17 protein-coding genes are annotated in these 17,449 nt (G+C 65.3%); 9 read left to right on the top strand and 8 right to left on the bottom strand.

Annotation, left to right across the window (positions count from 1 at the left end):
• Positions 1-15 precede the first annotated feature (15 nt).
• Genes BST47_RS11025 through BST47_RS11050 form a run of 6 tightly spaced genes read right to left on the bottom strand, consistent with a single transcriptional unit; the run spans position 16 to position 6,286 of the window.
• The gene (locus BST47_RS11025; protein ID WP_083125589.1) at positions 16-1,335 is read right to left on the bottom strand and encodes an MFS transporter; all 1,320 of its coding nucleotides are present in this window, start codon (positions 1,333-1,335) and stop codon (positions 16-18) included.
• Positions 1,322-2,131, bottom strand: coding sequence for a putative hydro-lyase (locus BST47_RS11030; RefSeq protein WP_083125590.1), 810 nt, complete (start codon positions 2,129-2,131; stop codon positions 1,322-1,324). Before BST47_RS11030 ends, BST47_RS11025 begins: the two co-directional genes overlap by 14 nt.
• A 29-nt stretch (positions 2,132-2,160) precedes the next feature.
• Complete coding sequence (locus tag BST47_RS11035; protein WP_083125591.1) at positions 2,161-3,636, bottom strand: adenylate/guanylate cyclase domain-containing protein; 1,476 nt, start codon at positions 3,634-3,636, stop codon at positions 2,161-2,163.
• A 13-nt stretch (positions 3,637-3,649) separates the two neighbouring features.
• Positions 3,650-3,952 carry a hypothetical protein gene (locus BST47_RS11040; protein WP_083125592.1) on the bottom strand — a complete coding sequence of 101 codons (303 nt, stop codon included), beginning with the start codon at positions 3,950-3,952 and terminating at the stop codon, positions 3,650-3,652.
• A gap of 13 nt (positions 3,953-3,965) precedes the next feature.
• The gene (locus tag BST47_RS11045; protein WP_083125593.1) at positions 3,966-5,456 is read right to left on the bottom strand and encodes a class I adenylate-forming enzyme family protein; all 1,491 of its coding nucleotides are present in this window, start codon (positions 5,454-5,456) and stop codon (positions 3,966-3,968) included.
• On the bottom strand, positions 5,453-6,286 hold the full coding sequence (locus tag BST47_RS11050; protein ID WP_083125594.1) for an SDR family oxidoreductase: 834 nt from the start codon (positions 6,284-6,286) through the stop codon (positions 5,453-5,455). Before BST47_RS11050 ends, BST47_RS11045 begins: the two co-directional genes overlap by 4 nt.
• Positions 6,287-6,488: 202 nt before the next feature.
• Here BST47_RS11050 and BST47_RS11055 point away from each other — a divergent pair, with 202 nt between their 5' ends.
• The 4 genes from BST47_RS11055 to BST47_RS11070 all read left to right on the top strand — a co-directional run bounded on the left by BST47_RS11055 (position 6,489) and on the right by BST47_RS11070 (position 10,556).
• A complete protein-coding gene (locus BST47_RS11055; protein WP_083125595.1) occupies positions 6,489-8,066 on the top strand; it encodes a methylmalonyl-CoA mutase family protein in 1,578 nt (525 codons plus the stop codon).
• A 65-nt stretch (positions 8,067-8,131) separates the two neighbouring features.
• On the top strand, positions 8,132-8,521 hold the full coding sequence (locus BST47_RS11060) for a cobalamin B12-binding domain-containing protein (RefSeq protein WP_083125846.1): 390 nt from the start codon (positions 8,132-8,134) through the stop codon (positions 8,519-8,521).
• A complete protein-coding gene (locus tag BST47_RS11065) occupies positions 8,518-9,474 on the top strand; it encodes an LLM class F420-dependent oxidoreductase (protein WP_083125596.1) in 957 nt (318 codons plus the stop codon). The genes BST47_RS11060 and BST47_RS11065 overlap by 4 nt, the downstream gene beginning before the upstream one ends.
• Complete coding sequence (locus BST47_RS11070; RefSeq protein WP_083125597.1) at positions 9,471-10,556, top strand: CaiB/BaiF CoA transferase family protein; 1,086 nt, start codon at positions 9,471-9,473, stop codon at positions 10,554-10,556. Before BST47_RS11065 ends, BST47_RS11070 begins: the two co-directional genes overlap by 4 nt.
• Here BST47_RS11070 and BST47_RS11075 read toward each other — a convergent pair.
• On the bottom strand, positions 10,544-10,852 hold the full coding sequence (locus tag BST47_RS11075) for a 2Fe-2S iron-sulfur cluster-binding protein (protein ID WP_083125598.1): 309 nt from the start codon (positions 10,850-10,852) through the stop codon (positions 10,544-10,546). The genes BST47_RS11070 and BST47_RS11075 overlap by 13 nt on opposite strands.
• 114 nt (positions 10,853-10,966) lie before the next feature.
• Here BST47_RS11075 and BST47_RS11080 point away from each other — a divergent pair, with 114 nt between their 5' ends.
• The 5 genes from BST47_RS11080 (at position 10,967) to BST47_RS11100 (ending at position 16,663) form a co-directional block, all read left to right on the top strand.
• Entirely contained in the window at positions 10,967-12,394 is a 1,428-nt protein-coding gene (locus BST47_RS11080) for a class I adenylate-forming enzyme family protein (RefSeq protein WP_083125599.1), read from the top strand.
• A 92-nt stretch (positions 12,395-12,486) separates the two neighbouring features.
• Positions 12,487-14,022, top strand: a complete 1,536-nt coding sequence (locus tag BST47_RS11085) for a zinc ribbon domain-containing protein (RefSeq protein ID WP_165799770.1) — start codon at positions 12,487-12,489, stop codon at positions 14,020-14,022.
• Positions 14,007-14,819 carry an acyl-CoA dehydrogenase family protein gene (locus BST47_RS11090; RefSeq protein WP_083125601.1) on the top strand — a complete coding sequence of 271 codons (813 nt, stop codon included), beginning with the start codon at positions 14,007-14,009 and terminating at the stop codon, positions 14,817-14,819. Before BST47_RS11085 ends, BST47_RS11090 begins: the two co-directional genes overlap by 16 nt.
• The gene (locus BST47_RS11095) at positions 14,806-15,894 is read left to right on the top strand and encodes an acyl-CoA dehydrogenase family protein (protein WP_083125602.1); all 1,089 of its coding nucleotides are present in this window, start codon (positions 14,806-14,808) and stop codon (positions 15,892-15,894) included. The genes BST47_RS11090 and BST47_RS11095 overlap by 14 nt, the downstream gene beginning before the upstream one ends.
• 1 nt (position 15,895) lies before the next feature.
• Complete coding sequence (locus BST47_RS11100; RefSeq protein ID WP_083125603.1) at positions 15,896-16,663, top strand: enoyl-CoA hydratase/isomerase family protein; 768 nt, start codon at positions 15,896-15,898, stop codon at positions 16,661-16,663.
• 2 nt (positions 16,664-16,665) lie between these two features.
• Here the strand turns inward: BST47_RS11100 and BST47_RS11105 are convergent, their stop codons facing one another.
• A complete protein-coding gene (locus tag BST47_RS11105) occupies positions 16,666-17,406 on the bottom strand; it encodes an SDR family NAD(P)-dependent oxidoreductase (protein WP_083125604.1) in 741 nt (246 codons plus the stop codon).
• Positions 17,407-17,449: the final 43 nt, after the last annotated feature.

Raw genomic sequence — 17,449 nt, forward strand, 5'->3', positions numbered from 1 at the left:
CTCGATCGGTGTGCGCTATGTGCCCACCTTCTGCCGCAGCGGCTGAGCGGCGGTCTCTCGCATGGTCATGATCGTGGCGAGGGTGATGATCGCCGCGGCGATGACGTAGAACGCGGGTGCGAGTTCGTTTCCGGTTTCGGCAACCAACCAGGTCGCCACGTACGGTGCCGTGCCGCCGAAGATCGCGACGGACACGTTGTACCCGATGGAGTAGCCGCTAGAGCGCACGCGGGTGGCGAACAGTTCAGCACCGGCCGCCAGCGATGCCGACACGAAGACCGATTCGATCGCGGCCAGGGCAGCGTGCGCGGCGATGGCCGCGGCCAGCGATCCGGTGTTGAGCAACATGAACAACGGATAGGCGAATACCGCAAATCCGACCGCCCCCGCGATAAGCAAGGGTTTTCGGCCGATCCGGTCCGACAGCGCGCCCAACGGCGGGATGAGGATGATCGCGACAGTACTCGCGATGATGATCGAGACGAAGGCATTGGTCTTTGTGAACTCGAGCGTCTTGGTGAAATACGTTGGCAGGTAGGTGAAGACGATGTAGAAGCCGACGTTGTGGATCACCACCAGGCCGGCGATCTGTAGGATCGGACGCCAGGACGTGGTGAACGCCTCCTTCAGCGGTGAGGACGACACCTCTCCCTCGTCGCGCAGAGTTTCGAATTCCGGTGTGTCGCCGAGCCGCATCCGAATGTAGAGACCGACCACTCCAAGCACGCCGGCGATGAGGAAGGGAATCCGCCAACCGTAGGAGTTCATCGCGCTCTCCGATAGCAGCGTTTCGAGCCCGGTGACCGTCAGCGAGCCCAGCAGGAAGCCGACGACCACCGACCACACCAGGAACGACACGACGAATCCGCGGTGCTTGTCGGGGGCGAACTCAGCCAGATAGCAAGCGCCGCTGCCGTATTCGCCACCTGCTGAGAATCCCTGCACGCAGCGCAGGAGGAGTAGCAACAGTGGCGCAACGACGCCGATGGACTCGTAACTCGGTACCAGGCCGATCATGAATGTCGATGCCGACATCAAGAGGATGACGAGGGCGAGCACCCGTTGCCTGCCGATCCGGTCGCCGAGGGGCCCGAAGAAGAACCCGCCGAGCGGTCGCATGAAGAATGCGGCGGCGAAGACGGCGAAGGTGCTCAGCAGCGCGGCTGTTTCGTCGCCGGAGGGGAAGAACTGGTCGGCGATGTAGGTCGCGAGGGTGCTGTAGATCGCGAAGTCGTACCACTCGACGGTGTTTCCGATCGCTGCGCCGCGCACCGCCTTCCGGACTTCCGCTGGTTCGGCTTCGCGCTGCCGCTTCGGCGCCTCATCGATGGTCATGACCCTCCTCGTTGTCGAAGTCGTCGTGACGACGGTCGGTGACGAACATGTGGCCCGGCGCGTGGAAGATCGCGAGCGAGGGCCGGGCCTCGATGGCGACGGCCTGCGGAGTCACGCCGCAGGCCCAGAAGACCGGCACCTCGTCCGCGCCCACCCGCACCGCGTCGCCGAAGTCCGGTGTCGCGAGGTCGCTGATTCCGATCTCGGCCGGGTCGCCGATGTGCACCGGCGCGCCGTGCATGGCGGGAAAGCGGGCGGAGATCTCGACGGCCAGCGGGACGGCATCGGGAGGGAACGGCCGCATCGACACCACCAGCGGCCCGTCGAAACGACCGGCAGGAGTGCACCGTCGGTTGGTGACGTACATCGGGACGTTGACGCCCTGCACCTGGTGCGCAATCGGCAACCCGGCCGCGGCCAGGGCCCATTCGAAGGTGAACGAGCACCCCAGTAGGAACGACACCAGGTCGGTGCGCCAGTGGCCGACGATGTCGGTGGGTTCGTCGACGAGGTGACCGGCACGGAACACCCGGTACCGCGGCAGGTCGGTACGCAGATCGGCGTCGGCGGCGATACCGGAGGGGTGGGGTGATCCGGTGTCGGTCACCTCGAGCAGTGGGCACGGTTTCGGATTGCGCACGCAGAAGCGCAGAAAGTCCAGCGCCTCGTCGGCGGGCAGGATCACGAGGTTGGCCTGTGCGAATCCCGGTGCGAGGCCGCTCGTCGGGCCGGTGTGCTCGCCGGCTCGAATGGCGGCTCGGTCAGCGGCTGCGGTGTGCGCGGCCCGCAAGGTCATGCTCGTGCATTCCCGTTTGCGACGAGGACCTAACCTGCGGGCTGCTCCTGGCGCAGCGGTGCGGAGAGGTCAGTCGCGCTCGTGCGTCCGCGCAGGGTCTCGGAACCGCGGCCGACCCATTGGCGGCGTTCCTCGTCGGCCGCGCGCTCGATCGCGGTGCCGGAGCACAGCACTCGTTCGTCGTAATCCTTGGCGAGGTCGGCGAGCCGAGCTGCCTCGTTGACGGCGTCGCCGACCACGGTGTATTCGTAGCGGTTCTCCGCGCCGATGTTTCCGGCGAACACCGGTCCTGCCGACACGCCGACACCGAAATCGACTGGCAATTGGCGTAACTCGACAGCCATGTTGCGAGCGGTGGCCAATGCCGCCGACGCGGGATCGTCCATCCGCAGTGGCGCACCGAACACGGCCAGCGCCGCGTCGCCCTGAAACTTGTTGATGAGCCCATGGTGGGCATCCACCTCAGCGACGACGATCCGGAAGAATTCGTTGAGTATCTCGGCGATTTCATGCGGTTCGCGCCTCCACGCCAGCCGGGTCGAGCCGACCAGGTCGACGAACAGCACAGCGACATCCCGCTCGTCGCCCGACAGCGACTCGTTTTCGTCGACGGCGCGGCGCACCACTTCCTCGCCGACGTGACGGCCGAACAGATCGCGCAGCTGTTCGCGTTCCCGCAGCCCGGCGACCATCCGGTTGAATCCGGTTTGCAATCGCCCGATTTCGGACCATTCGTAGACGTCGAGAGACCTTTCGATCTTGCCTCGTTCGACGTCACCCATGGCGTCGACGACCTCGCGCAGCGGATCGGAGATCGAGATCGACACCAGGATCATCGCCCGTAGTCCGAGCACGACGGCGACGAGCGCGAGCACCAGCAGCGCCAGTTCGATCTGGGTGGTCTTCTGGATGATCCAGCCATTGGTCCGCATGACAAGTAGACATGCGATGGCGATGCCGGGCAGTGCCGTGCACACCGCCCACATGATCAGCAGCCTGGCCCGCACACCCGGAGCGGTGCTGGGCGTGATCTCGCTGAAATCCTTTGTCACACCGGCGAGCAGCGGACGCAGGGTGCGGAGGGTGAACAGAAAGCCGGTGCATACCGTCGCGATCGCGCCGAAGAGGATCGCCGAGCCGATCACCACCTGCACCTCGAGCGGCGCGCCAAGATTCAACGGAACCATCACGGCCGCCCCGAGCGCCCACGGCGCCGTCGTGATCACGGACTGCCTGCGCATCGTCTTCAACGCCAAGCGGCGTTCGTCGTCGGTCGGTTCCCGGATGCCCAGCCATTTGAGCGCGGGCGCCACGATGTGGACCGCACCGACGGCGACGAGCACCGTCCCGGTGATGATGACCGCCGCCGATGCGACGACGATCGTTGGCGTGGCCTTGCCGCGGCCCATCAGCGAAATGACGAGCACAATGACCTCGGCGGTCGTCAGGACATATGCGAACGTCAGCCCCGCTGCATACCGAATCAGCAGCGTGCGGGGCTTCACATGGCCGAAGGTATCAGTCGCTTGCAGGCAGGGGCTTGGCTTCTTTGAGTGACAAGGCCGTTTCGCCGACCGAGAGGGTGCCCGCACCGGCCTTGGTCACGAGCACCTCGGCGCCGGCCTCATCGACGTAACGCTTGCCCATCGCGTTGCCCCCGGAGAAGGCCGGATCGAGGGTGGCGTCTGCTGACCTCTCGGCATCGAGGGGCACCATCGGCACCCCGCCCGCGCGCAGATCGTCGAGGCTGTCGGCGCTGCGCACGACGATCACCTGGGTGTCGCAGACCTGGCTCTGCAGTCGCGTGCCGTTCTTGATCATGTTCGGCTCCTTGTTAATTCGAGGCTGTCAGTTCTTGGACCAGTTCACGGCGCAACACCTTGCCGGTCGCGTTGGTCGGCAGTTCGTCCCGGAACACCACGCGGTCGGGTGTACGCGATCCGCGCAGCTGCGATCGAACGTGCTCGCGCAGCTCGTCGGGGTCAGGGTCCGCGCCGGCGGCGGGGACCACCACCGCGACGATGATCTGGCCCCACTGTGGGTCTTCGGGTCCGACGACGGCGCAGTCATGCACCCCGGGGTGTTCCACGAGGACGTCTTCGATTTCGGCGGGCGCGATGTTCTCGCCGCCACGGATGATCGTGTCGTCCGACCGTCCGCCGATGAACAGATAGCCGGCATCGTCAAGCGAGGCGACATCCTTGGTCGGGAACCAGCCGTCGGCGTCGAGCACCGAACCGATCTCGGCATACCGGCCCGACACCTGGTCTCCACGGACGAACAGCTCGCCGGTTTCGTTGGCCCCGACCACCTGGCCGTCTTCGCCGCGGATCTGTAGTTCGACACCGGGAACCGGCTGACCGACCGAGCCGAGCCGTCGGGTGACCGTCACATCGGTGGAAGCGAGTGCTTCGCGGTGATCGTCGGGAGTGAGCACCGCGATCGTCGAACTGGTCTCGGTGAGCCCGTAGGCGTTGACGAAACCGACCTCGGGCAACAACCCAAGTGCTTTGCGCACGAGGGGAAGTGCGACCTTCGATCCACCGTAGGCGAGGGTGCGCAGGGTGGGTAACGCGACGGGGGCAGATTCCAGCGCCGCCACGATGCGGTCGAGCATTGTCGGCACGACCGTCGCCGACGTGACCCCCTCGTCGCGCACCAGGCGCACCCATTCGGACGGGTCGAACTGCGGCAGGTACACCATCTTCCGGCCGGCATACAGATTCGACAGCGCCGCGCTGACCCCGGCGATGTGGTACGGGGGCACACAGATCAACGCCGCATCGTCGGGTTGGGCGCCGTCGAACTCGACCGTGCCGGTGATGTAACTCGTCAGGTTGTTGTGCGTGAGTTCGACCGCTTTCGGCCGCGACGTCGTACCCGAGGTGAACAGCACCACGCCGACGTGTTCCGGGTCGGGGAACTCGGCGGCCGGTTCGGCGGCGCGGGCGGCCGCGATGAATTCCTCGGACCCGATGACCTCTTTACCGGCGCCGGCCACGACATCGAGGTACTCCGCGTCGGCGACGACGAACGGCTGCGGCAGACGGTCGATCAGCTCGCGAAGGCCGTCGGCACTCAGGCGGTAGTTCAGCGGTGTGAAGGTCGCACCGGCGCGGGCCGACGAGAACAACAGCAGCGGGAGCATGGCGCCACCCAGGCCGACATAGGCGACGTGCGATGTGCCGGCGGCGGCGATGACACCCGCGCCGCCATCGGCGAGCGCACTCAGTTCAGCTGTCGTGAGTCGCATCTCACCGGACACCAGCGCGGTGCGATCCGGGTTGGTTGACGCCGCCATCTCCAGCAGCAACGAGATGCTCATGATTTGTCGACGAAGATATCAAGGATGGGGTCGTCCCCACCGCCATAGCTCGACAAGTCGGTCACGCCCGCCGACGCCAGCGCGTCGACATCGATGAAGCACTGGCCGTTGACGTCGGCGGCCGGGCGGGACAGGATCGCGACCGCGGCGTCGGCCATGATCCGTGGATCGCGCGATCTGGCCAGCATCTCCTGGAAGCCCGGCGAGTTGGCAACGGCCGCGGTGGCGATGTACGTCTCGGGCCACAGGCAGCTGAACCCGATGCCCGCAGCGGCGTACTCGGTCGCCCAGCCCAGCGACAACAACGTCATTCCGTACTTCGACAGGGTGTACGACGGGTGTGCGCCCAGCCAGTGAGGGTTCATGTTCAGTGGCGGCGCCAGGGTGATGACGTGCGCATTGGGTGACTTGCGCAGATGGGGCAGCGCCGCCTTGGTGAGCAGGAACGTGCCCCGGACGTTGATGTCCATCATCAGGTCGAACTTCTTGGCGGCCAGGTCTTCGGTCGGTTCGGTCGCGATGGCGCTGGCGTTGTTGATGACGATGTCGACACCGCCGAAGTGTTCGACCGCCGCCTCCACCGCGCGCTGCACGTCCTCTTCCTTGCGCACGTCGCCGACGACCGCGATGCCCTTTCCGCCCGCGGCCTCGACGTCGGCGACCGCGGTGTGGACGGTGCCGGGCAGCCTGGGGTGCGGTTCGGACGTCTTCGCCAGCAGCACGCAGTTGGCGCCCAGCTTCGCTGCGCCCAGCGCGATCGCCAACCCGATGCCGCGGGAGCCGCCTGACACCACAAGCGTGCGGTCGGTGAACGGTGACGGGCTCGACATGGGCCTCCTCCGGATGCGCAGTCCCAGGATTCTACCTGGATTCTAAAGGAACGGTAGTGACGTTCTCATTCTAGGCAAGTGCCATAATCGCTGTTTACTGGGCCTTCAGTCGTATGGAAGGGGTCGCCCCGGGTCCCTCTCACTGCACGTTTCCAGTGCGCGGTATTGGCATTCTCATTTTTTGCAAGTACGTTATCGAGTGATGACCGAGCCTGTACAGACCCCCTCCGGCATCCCGCTCGAGCCCATCTACGGACCGGCCGACGTGAGTGGTGAGCCGCCCGCGCCTGGCACCTATCCGTTCACGCGCGGCAACTTCGCCAGCGGGTACCGCGGCAAGCTGTGGACGTTCCGGCAGTATTCGGGATTCGGCACGGCCGAAGAATCCAACCGCCGCTACCGCTACCTGCTGGATCAGGGCGGCACCGGGCTGTCGGTGGCGCTGGACCTGCCCACGCAGTGCGGCTACGACTCCGACGACGAGGAGTACGGCGAGGAGGTGGGCCGCGTGGGCGTCGCCGTGGACACCCTGGCCGACGCCGAGATCCTGTTCGACGGCATCCCGCTGGACAAGATCAGCACCAGCTTCACGATCAACGGCACCGCCGCGATCCTGCTGGCCTTCTACGTGGCGGCCGCGGAGAAGAAAGGGGTGCCGCGCGACAAACTCACCGGCACCATCCAGAACGACATCCTCAAGGAATACGCGTCGCGCGGCACCTGGATCTGGCCTCCGGAACCGTCGCTGCGGTTGATCGCCGACACCATCGAGTTCTGCGCCGCCGAGGTCCCGCGCTTCAACGCGATCTCGGTCGCCGGTGCGCACTTCCGAGACGCCGGCGCCAACGCCGTGCAGGAGATGGCATTCACCCTCGCCGACGGCGTCACCTATTGCGACACCGTCGTCGAGCGCGGCCGGATGACCATCGACAAATTCGCCCCGCAGATCTCCTTTTTCTTCTATACCCACGGAGATTTCTTCGAGGAGATCGCCAAGTACCGGGCCGGCCGCCGCCGCTGGGCCACGATCGTGCGCGAGCGCTACGGCGCCAGCAGCGACAAGGCGTCGATGTTCCGGTTCGGTTGTGTCGCGGGCGGGGCCTCGCTGTACGCGCCGCAGGCACAGAACAACCTCGTCCGGGTGGCGTACGAGGCGATGGCCGCGGTGCTGGGCGGCGTGCAGTCGATGTTCACCGCCGCCTGGGACGAGCCGTTCGCGTTGCCAAGCGAGGAATCCGCGACGCTGGCGCTGCGTACCCAGCAGATCCTGGCGTACGAGACCGGCGTCGCGAAGGTGGCCGACCCCCTGGGCGGGTCCTATTTCGTGGAGGCGCTGACCGACGCCACCGAGGCCAAGATCATCGAGATCATGCACGATCTCGAAGCGCACGGCGGCATGGTGCGCGCCATCGAGGACGGTTACCTACAGGGTCTGATCGCCGATGAGGCCTACAAGATTCATCAGGAGGTCGAATCCGGGGAGCGGCCGGTGGTAGGGGTCAACAAGTTCGTCGTCGATGAACCGCCGCCGGAGATAGCGACATACGAACTCGACGCCGAGGGTCGTGACAAGCAGCTCAAGCGGCTGGCGAAGGTGAAGGCCGACCGGGACGACGTCGCCGTCAAGGAGGCGCTGGCAGCCTTGGCGCGCGGAGCCGAGGGTGACGACAACCTGATGCACAGGCTGATTGACTGCGCGAACGTCTATTGCACAGTGGGGGAGATGGTGTCGACGCTGAAATCGGTGTGGGGCGAGTTCCAGCAGCCGGTGGTGTTCTAGTGACCGAATCTGCTGCCGCACAGGGCAACCCGGCATCTCCCGCCGCACAGGGCAACCCGGCGCGCGTGCTGGTCGCCAAACCGGGTCTGGACGGCCACGACCGCGGCGCCAAGATCGTGGCGCGCACGCTGCGCGACGCCGGCTTCGAGGTCATCTACACCGGGATCCGGCAGCGCATCGAGGACATCGTGTCCATCGCACTTCAGGAAGACGTTGCCCTGGTGGGGCTTTCGATCCTCTCCGGTGCGCACGTGGCGCTGACCACCCGCACCGTTGACGCACTCCGTGCCGCCGACGCCGGGGACATCGCCGTGGTGGTGGGTGGCACGATCCCCGAATCCGACGTGCAAAAGCTGCTCGACGCCGGCGCCGCCGCGGTGTTCCCCACCGGCACACCGTTGGACACGCTGGTGCGCGACGTCCGGGCGCTGACGGAGAAGGCGGGACGGCTATGAGGCTCGGCGTGATGATCGGGGCCGAGCGCGGGGATATGGCCCGCAAGGTCAAGAAGCTCCTCGAGGACATCGAGTGGGCGGAGTCCGCGGGCATGGATACCGCGTGGATGCCGCAGGTGCCCAACGACTTCGACTGCCTGACCATGGTCGCTCTGATGGGCTCGCGCACGTCCCGGATCGAACTGGGTACCGCTGTCGTCCCGCTGCAGGCACAGCATCCGATCGCGTTGGCGCGGCAGGCACTGTCCGTGCACGCGGGCACCGGCGGACGGCTGGCGCTCGGCGTCGGACCGTCGCACCACTGGATCGTGCGCGACATGCTGGGCATCCCCTACGAGAAGCCGGCCGCCTACACCCGTGACTATCTCGAGGTGCTCAACGCCGCGATCGCGGGTCCAGGAGACGTGGATGTCGAGAATGACAACTTCACCGTGCACAACCCGACCGTGCTTGCCGCCGATCCGCCGATGCCGGTGCTGGTGTCCGCGCTTGGACCGGTGATGCTGCAGATCGCGGGAGAGCACGCGGATGGCACGGTGTTGTGGATGGCCGACGAGAAGGCCATCGGCGAGCACATCGCGCCGAAGATCAACAAGGCCGCCGCGGAGGCGGACCGACCTTCGCCGCGGATCGTCGCGGGCATCCCGGTGTGTCTGTGCGCGAACTCCGAGATCGACGCTGCCAAGGAACGTGCGAATCGCATTCTGGCCGAGGCCGAGACGTCGCCGAACTATCAGCGCCTGCTGGATCGTGGCGACGCCCGAGACGTCGGCGACCTGACCGCCGCCGGTGACAGTGAACAGATTCTGCATCGATTCAAAATGTTCGCGGATGCCGGGGTGACCGATCTGTCGGTTCGCCTATTGCCCATCGGTGAGAACCGCGATGAGCTGATCGCTTCGAAGTACCGGACGCGTGAGGTGATCGCCGAACTCGCCAAGGCCGTGCGATGAATTCGGAAGGCCCGCTGGGCCCGATCAGCGGCCCGCCGCTGGCCGGCATCCGGATTCTGGAGGTCGGCGTCATGCTCGCCGGCCCGTACGCGACGATGCTGCTGGCCGATCTCGGCGCCGAGGTGATCAAGATCGAGCCGCCCGGCGGGGAGATCTCCCGCCAGGTCAGTGACAGCTATTTTGCAAGCCTAAACCGCAACAAGCAGAGTGTGTGCCTGGATCTGCGGTCGGACGAAGGACGCGCCCGCCTCGGTGACCTCGTCGCGAATTCGCATGCGCTGCTGGTCAATATGAAGCCGTCGGCGATCCAGCGGCTAGGTCTCACCTACGACGCACTGCGACGGTTCAACGACCGAATCGTCTGTGTCGCGTTGACGGGGTTCGGACTGAACGGCGGCGACGACCCGGCATTCGACTACGTCATCCAGGCGGCGACAGGCGTGGCCGCGATGACGGGTCATCCCGACGATCCGCCGACCCTGCCGGGTTACTCGTCAGTCGACAACTCCACCGGGCTGGCCGCGGCCCTCGGCTTGCTAGCGCAGATCGTCTCGGGCCGCGGGGGCCAGGTGGACGTCTCACTGCGCGACGTGATGCTGTCCCAGTTGAACTATCGGGCGTCGGCGTACCTCAACGACGGCGCCGAGCCACAACGCTATCCGTATGGGGCGCACTCGTATTACGTTCCAGCGCAGCTATTCGAAACCGCCGACGGCTACCTGGCGCTGTTCATCACGCATGACGCCTTCTGGAAGTCGTTCGCCACCGAGGCCGGTATCGAGGGCTTCACCACGATGGCCGAGCGGGCGGCTCACCGCCAGGAGGTGCTCGCCGTCGTCGCCGCCCAGCTCGCCAGCGACAGCGCTCTTGGGTGGGAGGCCAGGCTGCGTCCGTTGGGCATACCCGCTGCCGCGGTGCGCACGCTGCCCGAAGCACTGGAGGCGACCCCTGAAGTCGTGGTCACCGCAGGGGATTTCAAGTTGGTGCGCAGCCCGATCCACATCGACGGGTACCACCCCGAATACCGGCCACCCCCGCGTCTCGACGAGCATGCCGAGATACCGTCGGTTCAGTCGTCGTAGGTGAAGCTGATCGAATCCGTATCCGGAATGGCCTGGCAAGTAAGTATGTATCCGTCTTCGACTTCGTCCTCCTCGAGCGCGTCGTTGACACGCATCGTGGCCTTGCCCTCGACGATTTTGCCCATGCACGTCCCGCAGTTACCTGCTTCGCAGGAGAATGGCGGAGAGAGGCCGGCGCGCCGCGCGCTCTCGAGGAGAGTCTCATTGGCGACCCGCCGGACCGACGCCGTTTTTCGGTCGAGCACGATCGTCACTTGCCCGTCGTCGGGTGAGCCCGGCACCGGTTCTGCCGTCATCAAGCCTCTCCTGGCACATCGGTTCTAAGAATCAGAGAATACCATTCTCTTTTAGTGATACGCTATTCTCAAATCTGATTCACATCGTGACGTGGCGGCGAGTGAGGACAGGCTGTGAGTGAGGCGATCGCGCTCGCTTTCGAGGAGCGTGAATACACGCTGCCCGAACTCGATGCCCTGGCCTGCGGTATGGCCACGACTCTCGAGCATCACGGAGTGCGCGCGGGTGACCGGGTCGCGATCATGTCTTCCAACAGACCCGAGTTCGTCGTCGCGCTGCGGGCCGTCTGGCTGTTGGGCGCCTCAGCCGTTCTGCTCAGCCCGGCATGGAAGCGCACCGAGGTCGAGCACGCGCTGACGCTGACCACGCCCGCGTACGCCGTCGGAGATCAGCCCGTGCTCGCCGAGTCCATGCCGATGTTGTCGCTGGACGAGGAGATCACTCCGGGAGAGCGGCGCGTCAATACAGCCGCGCCGGAGAGCGACGCGTTGTTCGTTTTCAGCTCGGGCACCACCGGGATGCCCAAGGCGGTGCGCCACACCCACACTTCGTTTGCCGTGGCGGTGCAGCACTGGCGCGATGCGCTGGATCTGTCGTCGGCGGATCGCATGCAGATCATGACGCCGCCGTCACACATCCTCGGGCTGCTGAACATCGTGATGGCGCTCGAGACGGGCACTTGGATTCGGCTGCACCGGCGGTTCGATATCGACACCATGTTGCGGCATATCGAGTCCGATCGGATCACCATCGAAATGGCCGTGGCGCCAATCGCTCTGGCGCTGGCCGCGCATCCTGATCTCGAGAAGTACGACTTGTCGTCATTGCGGTATGTGATGTGGTGTGCCACGCCGGTCACCCAAAGCGTCGCCGAAGTCGTCAGCCGCAGGGCAGGCGTGCGCTGGGTGACCGCGTACGGTGCCAGCGAGCTGCCGGTCATCTCGTGCAATGACATCGCCGGTGCACGTCTGGATACCGTCGGCCGCGCGGTGCCCGGTGTGGACCTGCGAGTGGTGGCACTGAGTTCGGGTGAGGCGGTGGCGCCAGGTGAACCCGGTGAGATCCAGGTTCGGTCGGGATCCGCGATGGCCGGGTACCTGCCGGATTCGGCCACCGCCGGGGCCTTTTCGGACGGCTGGTACCGGACCGGCGACGTGGGGTATCTCGATGCCGACGGCTGGCTGCGAATCACCGACCGTTCGAAGGAAATGATCAAGGTGCGCGGCTTTCAGGTCGCGCCCGCCGAGATCGAAGCTGTCCTGCACGGCCATCCGGCGGTCGAGGACTGCGCGGTGTTCGGGGTTCCCGATGCCGCCAACGGCGAGGCGATCGTCGCGGCCGTCAAGGCGCGTAGCGCTGTCGAGGCCGACGAGCTGGTCGGTCTCATCACCCGTGAGCTCGCGTCGTACAAACGACCCGGTCAAGTCGTGTTCGTAGACGAAATTCCCCGTCTGCCATCAGGAAAGGTGTTGCGTCGAGTGTTGAAGGAGCGCAATCTGGCGGCCTGTTTCCAGCCCGAGGTTATGCGGGCCCCGCCGTGATGCGCGAGCTATTGCGGAGTCTGAGTTTCCGGTGCGGATTCGTAATTCAACGAGCGCGTCGGATTGTCGGTGGTCGGCGATACGGTGCCTGCATGGGTTTAGTGGCGCGACGGTTGCCGGTGCTAGGGGTGGTGAATTCGGGTAAGGACGCGACCCTTTCGGCAACTGGATCGGAGCTGGACCGGGTACGAGCTGGGGTATGGGCACGCTTCTCAGGCCCCAAGACCGCGCACCTATCGAAGCGCCAGATCCGGGACCGCCTGATGGCTGAGCACGCTCCGGACGACTTCGTTGTGCCTCAACGACTATGGCGCGCCACGGTGGAGGACACTGTCGATAAGATCCGCGCCTGGCAGCAAGCCGTAATGGCGTCCGAGGTGCGCCCGAAGATCTACGCCCGCACTGACGATGACAACGGCGAGCGTAAACGGATGTTGGTGCTGGCCAAGACGGGTCGCTGGCGTCAGGATGCATGGCTGTCCCGGCAGTGCCGTAAGGCATTCGCTGGAAAGTCACCTCGGCCGCGGCGATCGGGGCGGATCGTGGCTGACAACTGTTCTTATGACGTTCAGCGCGATGCGCAGGGCCGGGTATGGCTGGCGGTGATGACCCCCACTCGAGGCGATCGGCTGCGGCTGAACCTTGGCCCACTGCCTGAAGAGTTGGTGCCGACCTCGACAATCGAAATCAGCAGAGACGGTCGCGAAAGCTGGCAGGTCATCGGCGCATACCCGGACAAGCGGGTGTGCAGCATCCGCCCCCGACACAAGAACCTCACGCCCAGTGACGGGATCGATGCCGGTGTTAGTGAGGTATTCACTACAACTGACGGTCGACGCTATGGGGCTGGCCAATATCAGACCATCGCGAAGCGGGCCGAACGCGACCGTGCTCGCGGCAAAGCCCGCAACAAACTCCGTGCTGTGCGAAATCGCCATCTGGCCCGGGCGGCGGCTGCCGCGGAAGCGGGAGACGGGGCGACGGCTCGTGCGGCAAAGGCGAAAGCGCGCAAGATTGAACGGCACAACTTGGGTCACAAGAAACTGTCCGCGCAGCGGTCACACGACCGGGCGGTGACCAAAGATACGGTGTACCAGGCGGTTCACGACTTGGTTGATTCCACCGCGCACATCGTGGCGGAGGACTTGTCGGGTTTGCGCGGAAAGAGCAAGTTCGGTCGTACTGCTAGCCGGGTGTATGCGGCGTGGCAGCGTTCATTCTTGGCCGACGCGTTGGCGTCGGTGCCAAGCCGCAGAGGTTCTGCGGTGACATTGGTCAATCCGGCCTACACATCACAACAAGTACACCCGTGCGGACACCTTGGTGTGCGACGCGGGAAGAACGTTTACTGTCAGACTGCGGGCTGCCCGCAGCAAGGGATTGTGTTCGATACGGAGATCAATGCGGCCCGCGTCATCCGTGACCGGGCCACCGACCCCCAGATCACCCGCTACACGAGTAAACACGAGGTCAAGCGGATTCTGGTCCAACGGGCCGGGACGGTGGAGAACTGCCCCACCACGACACAAGCTACCACCGTTATGGATGGCGGCTGTGAGCGAAATAACTTACCTCCCAAGCGAACATTGCCAAGAAGTAAGGAGCAGCGTCTGTGGACGTCCGTCTGACAAGTGAACAACAACAGCTGCGTGATGCCGCAGCCAAGCTGGCCGACGATCTGGGGCCCGGTTCGGTCGCAGATCTCGATGACCAGACCCGGATCGCCCGCCTGGAGAAGGCGGTGGACGCCACCGGGTTCCGTACCTTGCGCTCGGACGGCGCATCCGGTGTCGAGGTTGCCATTGTCGCCGAGGAGTTCGCGCGCGGACTCGTTGACGTCCCCTTCCTGGGACCGGTGCTCGCCGACGAACTGACGGCGCATGGTGTGCAGGCGCCGACGAGGTCCGACGAACAGGAATCCGTCGATCTGACGAGAAGCCTTGCCGGAGTGGTCGAATCACCCGCTGAGCTCGGGGAGCTATCGGAACAGGACGCCGGGCGGTGGCGTGCACTGGCGCTCACCGTCACCTGTGCCGACCTCGTGGGAGCAGCGCGTGGCGCGCATGCGCTGGCGTGCGAATACGCAAAGGTCCGCGAGCAGTACGGCGCGACGATCGGCTCGTATCAGGCCGTCGGCCACCTGCTGGCCGAAAGCCTGGCTCTCATCGAAGGCTCGATCAGCGTGCTACGCCACGCCGCATGGGCGGTCGACGAGTTGCCGGCGGTCGAAGCCATCGAAGCGGCGCGGGTGGCCAAGATCTACTGCGCGCGTGCGGCGTTGACCGTCTGTGAGACCTCGATCCAGGTGCATGGAGGCATCGGCAACACCTGGGAGTGCCTCGCTCACATCTATTTACGGCGCGTGCTGGCCGCCACTGAAACGTGGCCCGTGAAGCTGGAGGAGCTGACCATTGGATTTCCGTGATTCGACGGAGGAGGCGGCGTTCCGGAAACGGTTGCGCGCCTGGCTGACCGAACAGAAGGGCAAGTTCCCGACATCCGGTGACGAGTACTGGGCCGCGCAGGGTGCCTGGCATCAGGCGCTGTACGAGCAGGGCTTCTTCGGTACGTCCTGGCCGAAGGAGTACGGGGGGCAGGACCTGCCCCCGGTGTACGACGTCATCGTCGACGAAGAAATCGCCAAGGCGGGCGCCCCGGCACGGCCCAGCCTCGGGTATCTCGTTGTCGCATTCGGTCATCACGGCAGCAAGGAACTGCAACAGCGTTTTCTGCCCGGCATGATCAACGGCACCGAACGATGGTGTCAGGGCTTCTCGGAACCCGGGGCCGGTTCGGATCTCGCGTCGCTGGCCACGACCGCGGTCCGTGAGGGTGACGAGTACGTGATCCACGGCCACAAGATCTGGACCAGCTACTCCGACGTCGCCGACTGGTGCCTGCTGCTGGCGCGCACCGACAAGGACGTGCCGAAGCACCGTGGCCTGTCGGCATTCGTCGTCTCGATGCATCAGCCGGGCGTGGAGCAGCGACCGTTGAAGATGATCAGCGGCGTCACCAAGGAATTCGGCCAGGTGTCCTTCGACGGTGCCCGAGTGCCCGCCGAGAACTTGGTCGGCAGTCTCGGTGAGGGCTGGAAGCTCGCCATGACCGTCGTCAGCCATGAACGCGAACCCTCGACGCTGGGATTCTCCGCGCGATATGGAAAGCTGGTGCGCCAGTTGGCCTCCCGAACCGACGAAAGGACACCGGAAGAGTTGTCGTGGGCGTGGGTGCAGACCGAGATGTTACGGCTGCACGTGCGTCGGCGGCTGTCCGAGCAACTGGACGGCATCACCCACGGCCCGCAGGGGTCGCTGGACAAACTGTTGATGACGTGGGTCGAGCAGTCAGTCGGGCACGCGGCGCTGGCCACAGTCGGTACGAGCGATCCAGAACTCTTCGGCGCGTACATGTACAGCCGCGCGCAGAGCGTGATGGGCGGGACGTCACAAATTCAGAAGAACATCATCGCGTCGCGCATCCTCGGGTTAGGGGTCTGAAATGTATGGCATGCCAGACGAAATCGATGTCAAGGCCGATGGTGATCTCCGCATCATCACGCTCAACCGGCCCGACGATCTCAACGCCGTCAACGACGCGCTGCACGTCGGCCTGGCCAAGATCTGGGAGGAGCTCAACGAGGACGCCGGCGCACGGGCGGCGGTGATCACCGGTGCGGGCCGAGCCTTCTCGGCGGGCGGGGACTTCAACTATCTGGACGAGTTGCGCAACGACGAAGCCCTGCGCCAGAAGACGATCAAGCACGGGCGCGATCTCGTCATCGGCATGATTCGATGCCGTATCCCGGTCATCGCCGCCGTCAATGGTCCGGCCGTCGGGCTGGGCTGCAGCTTGGCGGCCCTTTCGGACATCGTCTACATGGCAGAGAGCGCGTTCTTCGCCGATCCGCACGTATCGATCGGCCTGGTGGCCGCCGACGGCGGGCCCCTCGTGTGGCCGTCGCAGATAAGTCTGTTGCAGGCCAAGGAGTTTGCCTTCACCGGGATTCGTATCAAGGCCGCCCGTGCGCTCGAGCTGGGCATGGTCAATCACGTCGTCGAGGATCCGTTGGCCGAGGCGATCGCGTGTGCGAAGAAGGTCATGGAGTTGCCGCAGCAGGCGCTCGAGAGTACCAAGCGCCTGATGAACATCCAGCTCGAGAAGTCGGTGATGGCGTCGCTGGACTACGCGAACCTGTCCGAATACGTCTCGTTCGGGACTGCCGACTTCAACAAGATCGTGGACGGGCTGATCGCGAAGGACAAGTAGCGCTATGCGGTGAGCTCTTCCGAGCGCTGGATCGTGCCCGTGATACCGCCGGCGTCTTGCTGAGCCAGCAGTACCGCCGCATTGGCCATTGCCTCAGGCGGTTCGACCATCTCCGGTGGTATCTCCACGCCACCGCCGCCGGCCTGCCAACCCTCGGTCAGCACCACCCGCGACGGACTCAGACAGTTCACGGCTATGTTGTCCGCCTTGAGGTCTGAGGCCAGGCCCAGATACAGCCGCTCCACCGCGGCCTTGGATACCCAGTAGGCGTTCGAGCCGTGCTCGATCATGCCGACGCCGGTCGTGGTGATCGCCATCAGCGATCCGCCGCCCCGCGTCTTCACGTGAGGGATGACGGCCTTCGTCACCAGGAATACGCCCGTGAGGTTGACGTTGAGGCACAACTGCCAGCGCTTGAGCGGCGTTGACTCGATCGGGCCGAGCCACAGCACGCCAGCGTTGGCGACCAGGATGTCGATACCGCCGAACTCCGAAACCGTTGCGGACACCGCATTCTCGACGGATTCCTCGCTGGTGACGTCACACTGCACTGGCAAGGCGCGGCCACCTGCTGTCGTGATGCGCTCGGCGACGTCATGAATGGTGCCGGGCACCTTGCCCTGTTTCTCGGAGCGGGCCGCGACCGCGACCGCGGCCCCCTCGGACGCCAGCGCCGCGGCAACCGTCGCCCCTATGCCGCGGCTGGCACCTGCGACGAAGGCGACCTTGCCGGTGAGTCGCATGTGGCCGCCCTTCTTGCAACTGTCACTCTCTCATCGAGAGAAT

This window comes from Mycolicibacterium tusciae, from assembly GCF_002086795.1.
GTDB classification, from domain to species: domain Bacteria; phylum Actinomycetota; class Actinomycetes; order Mycobacteriales; family Mycobacteriaceae; genus Mycobacterium; species Mycobacterium tusciae.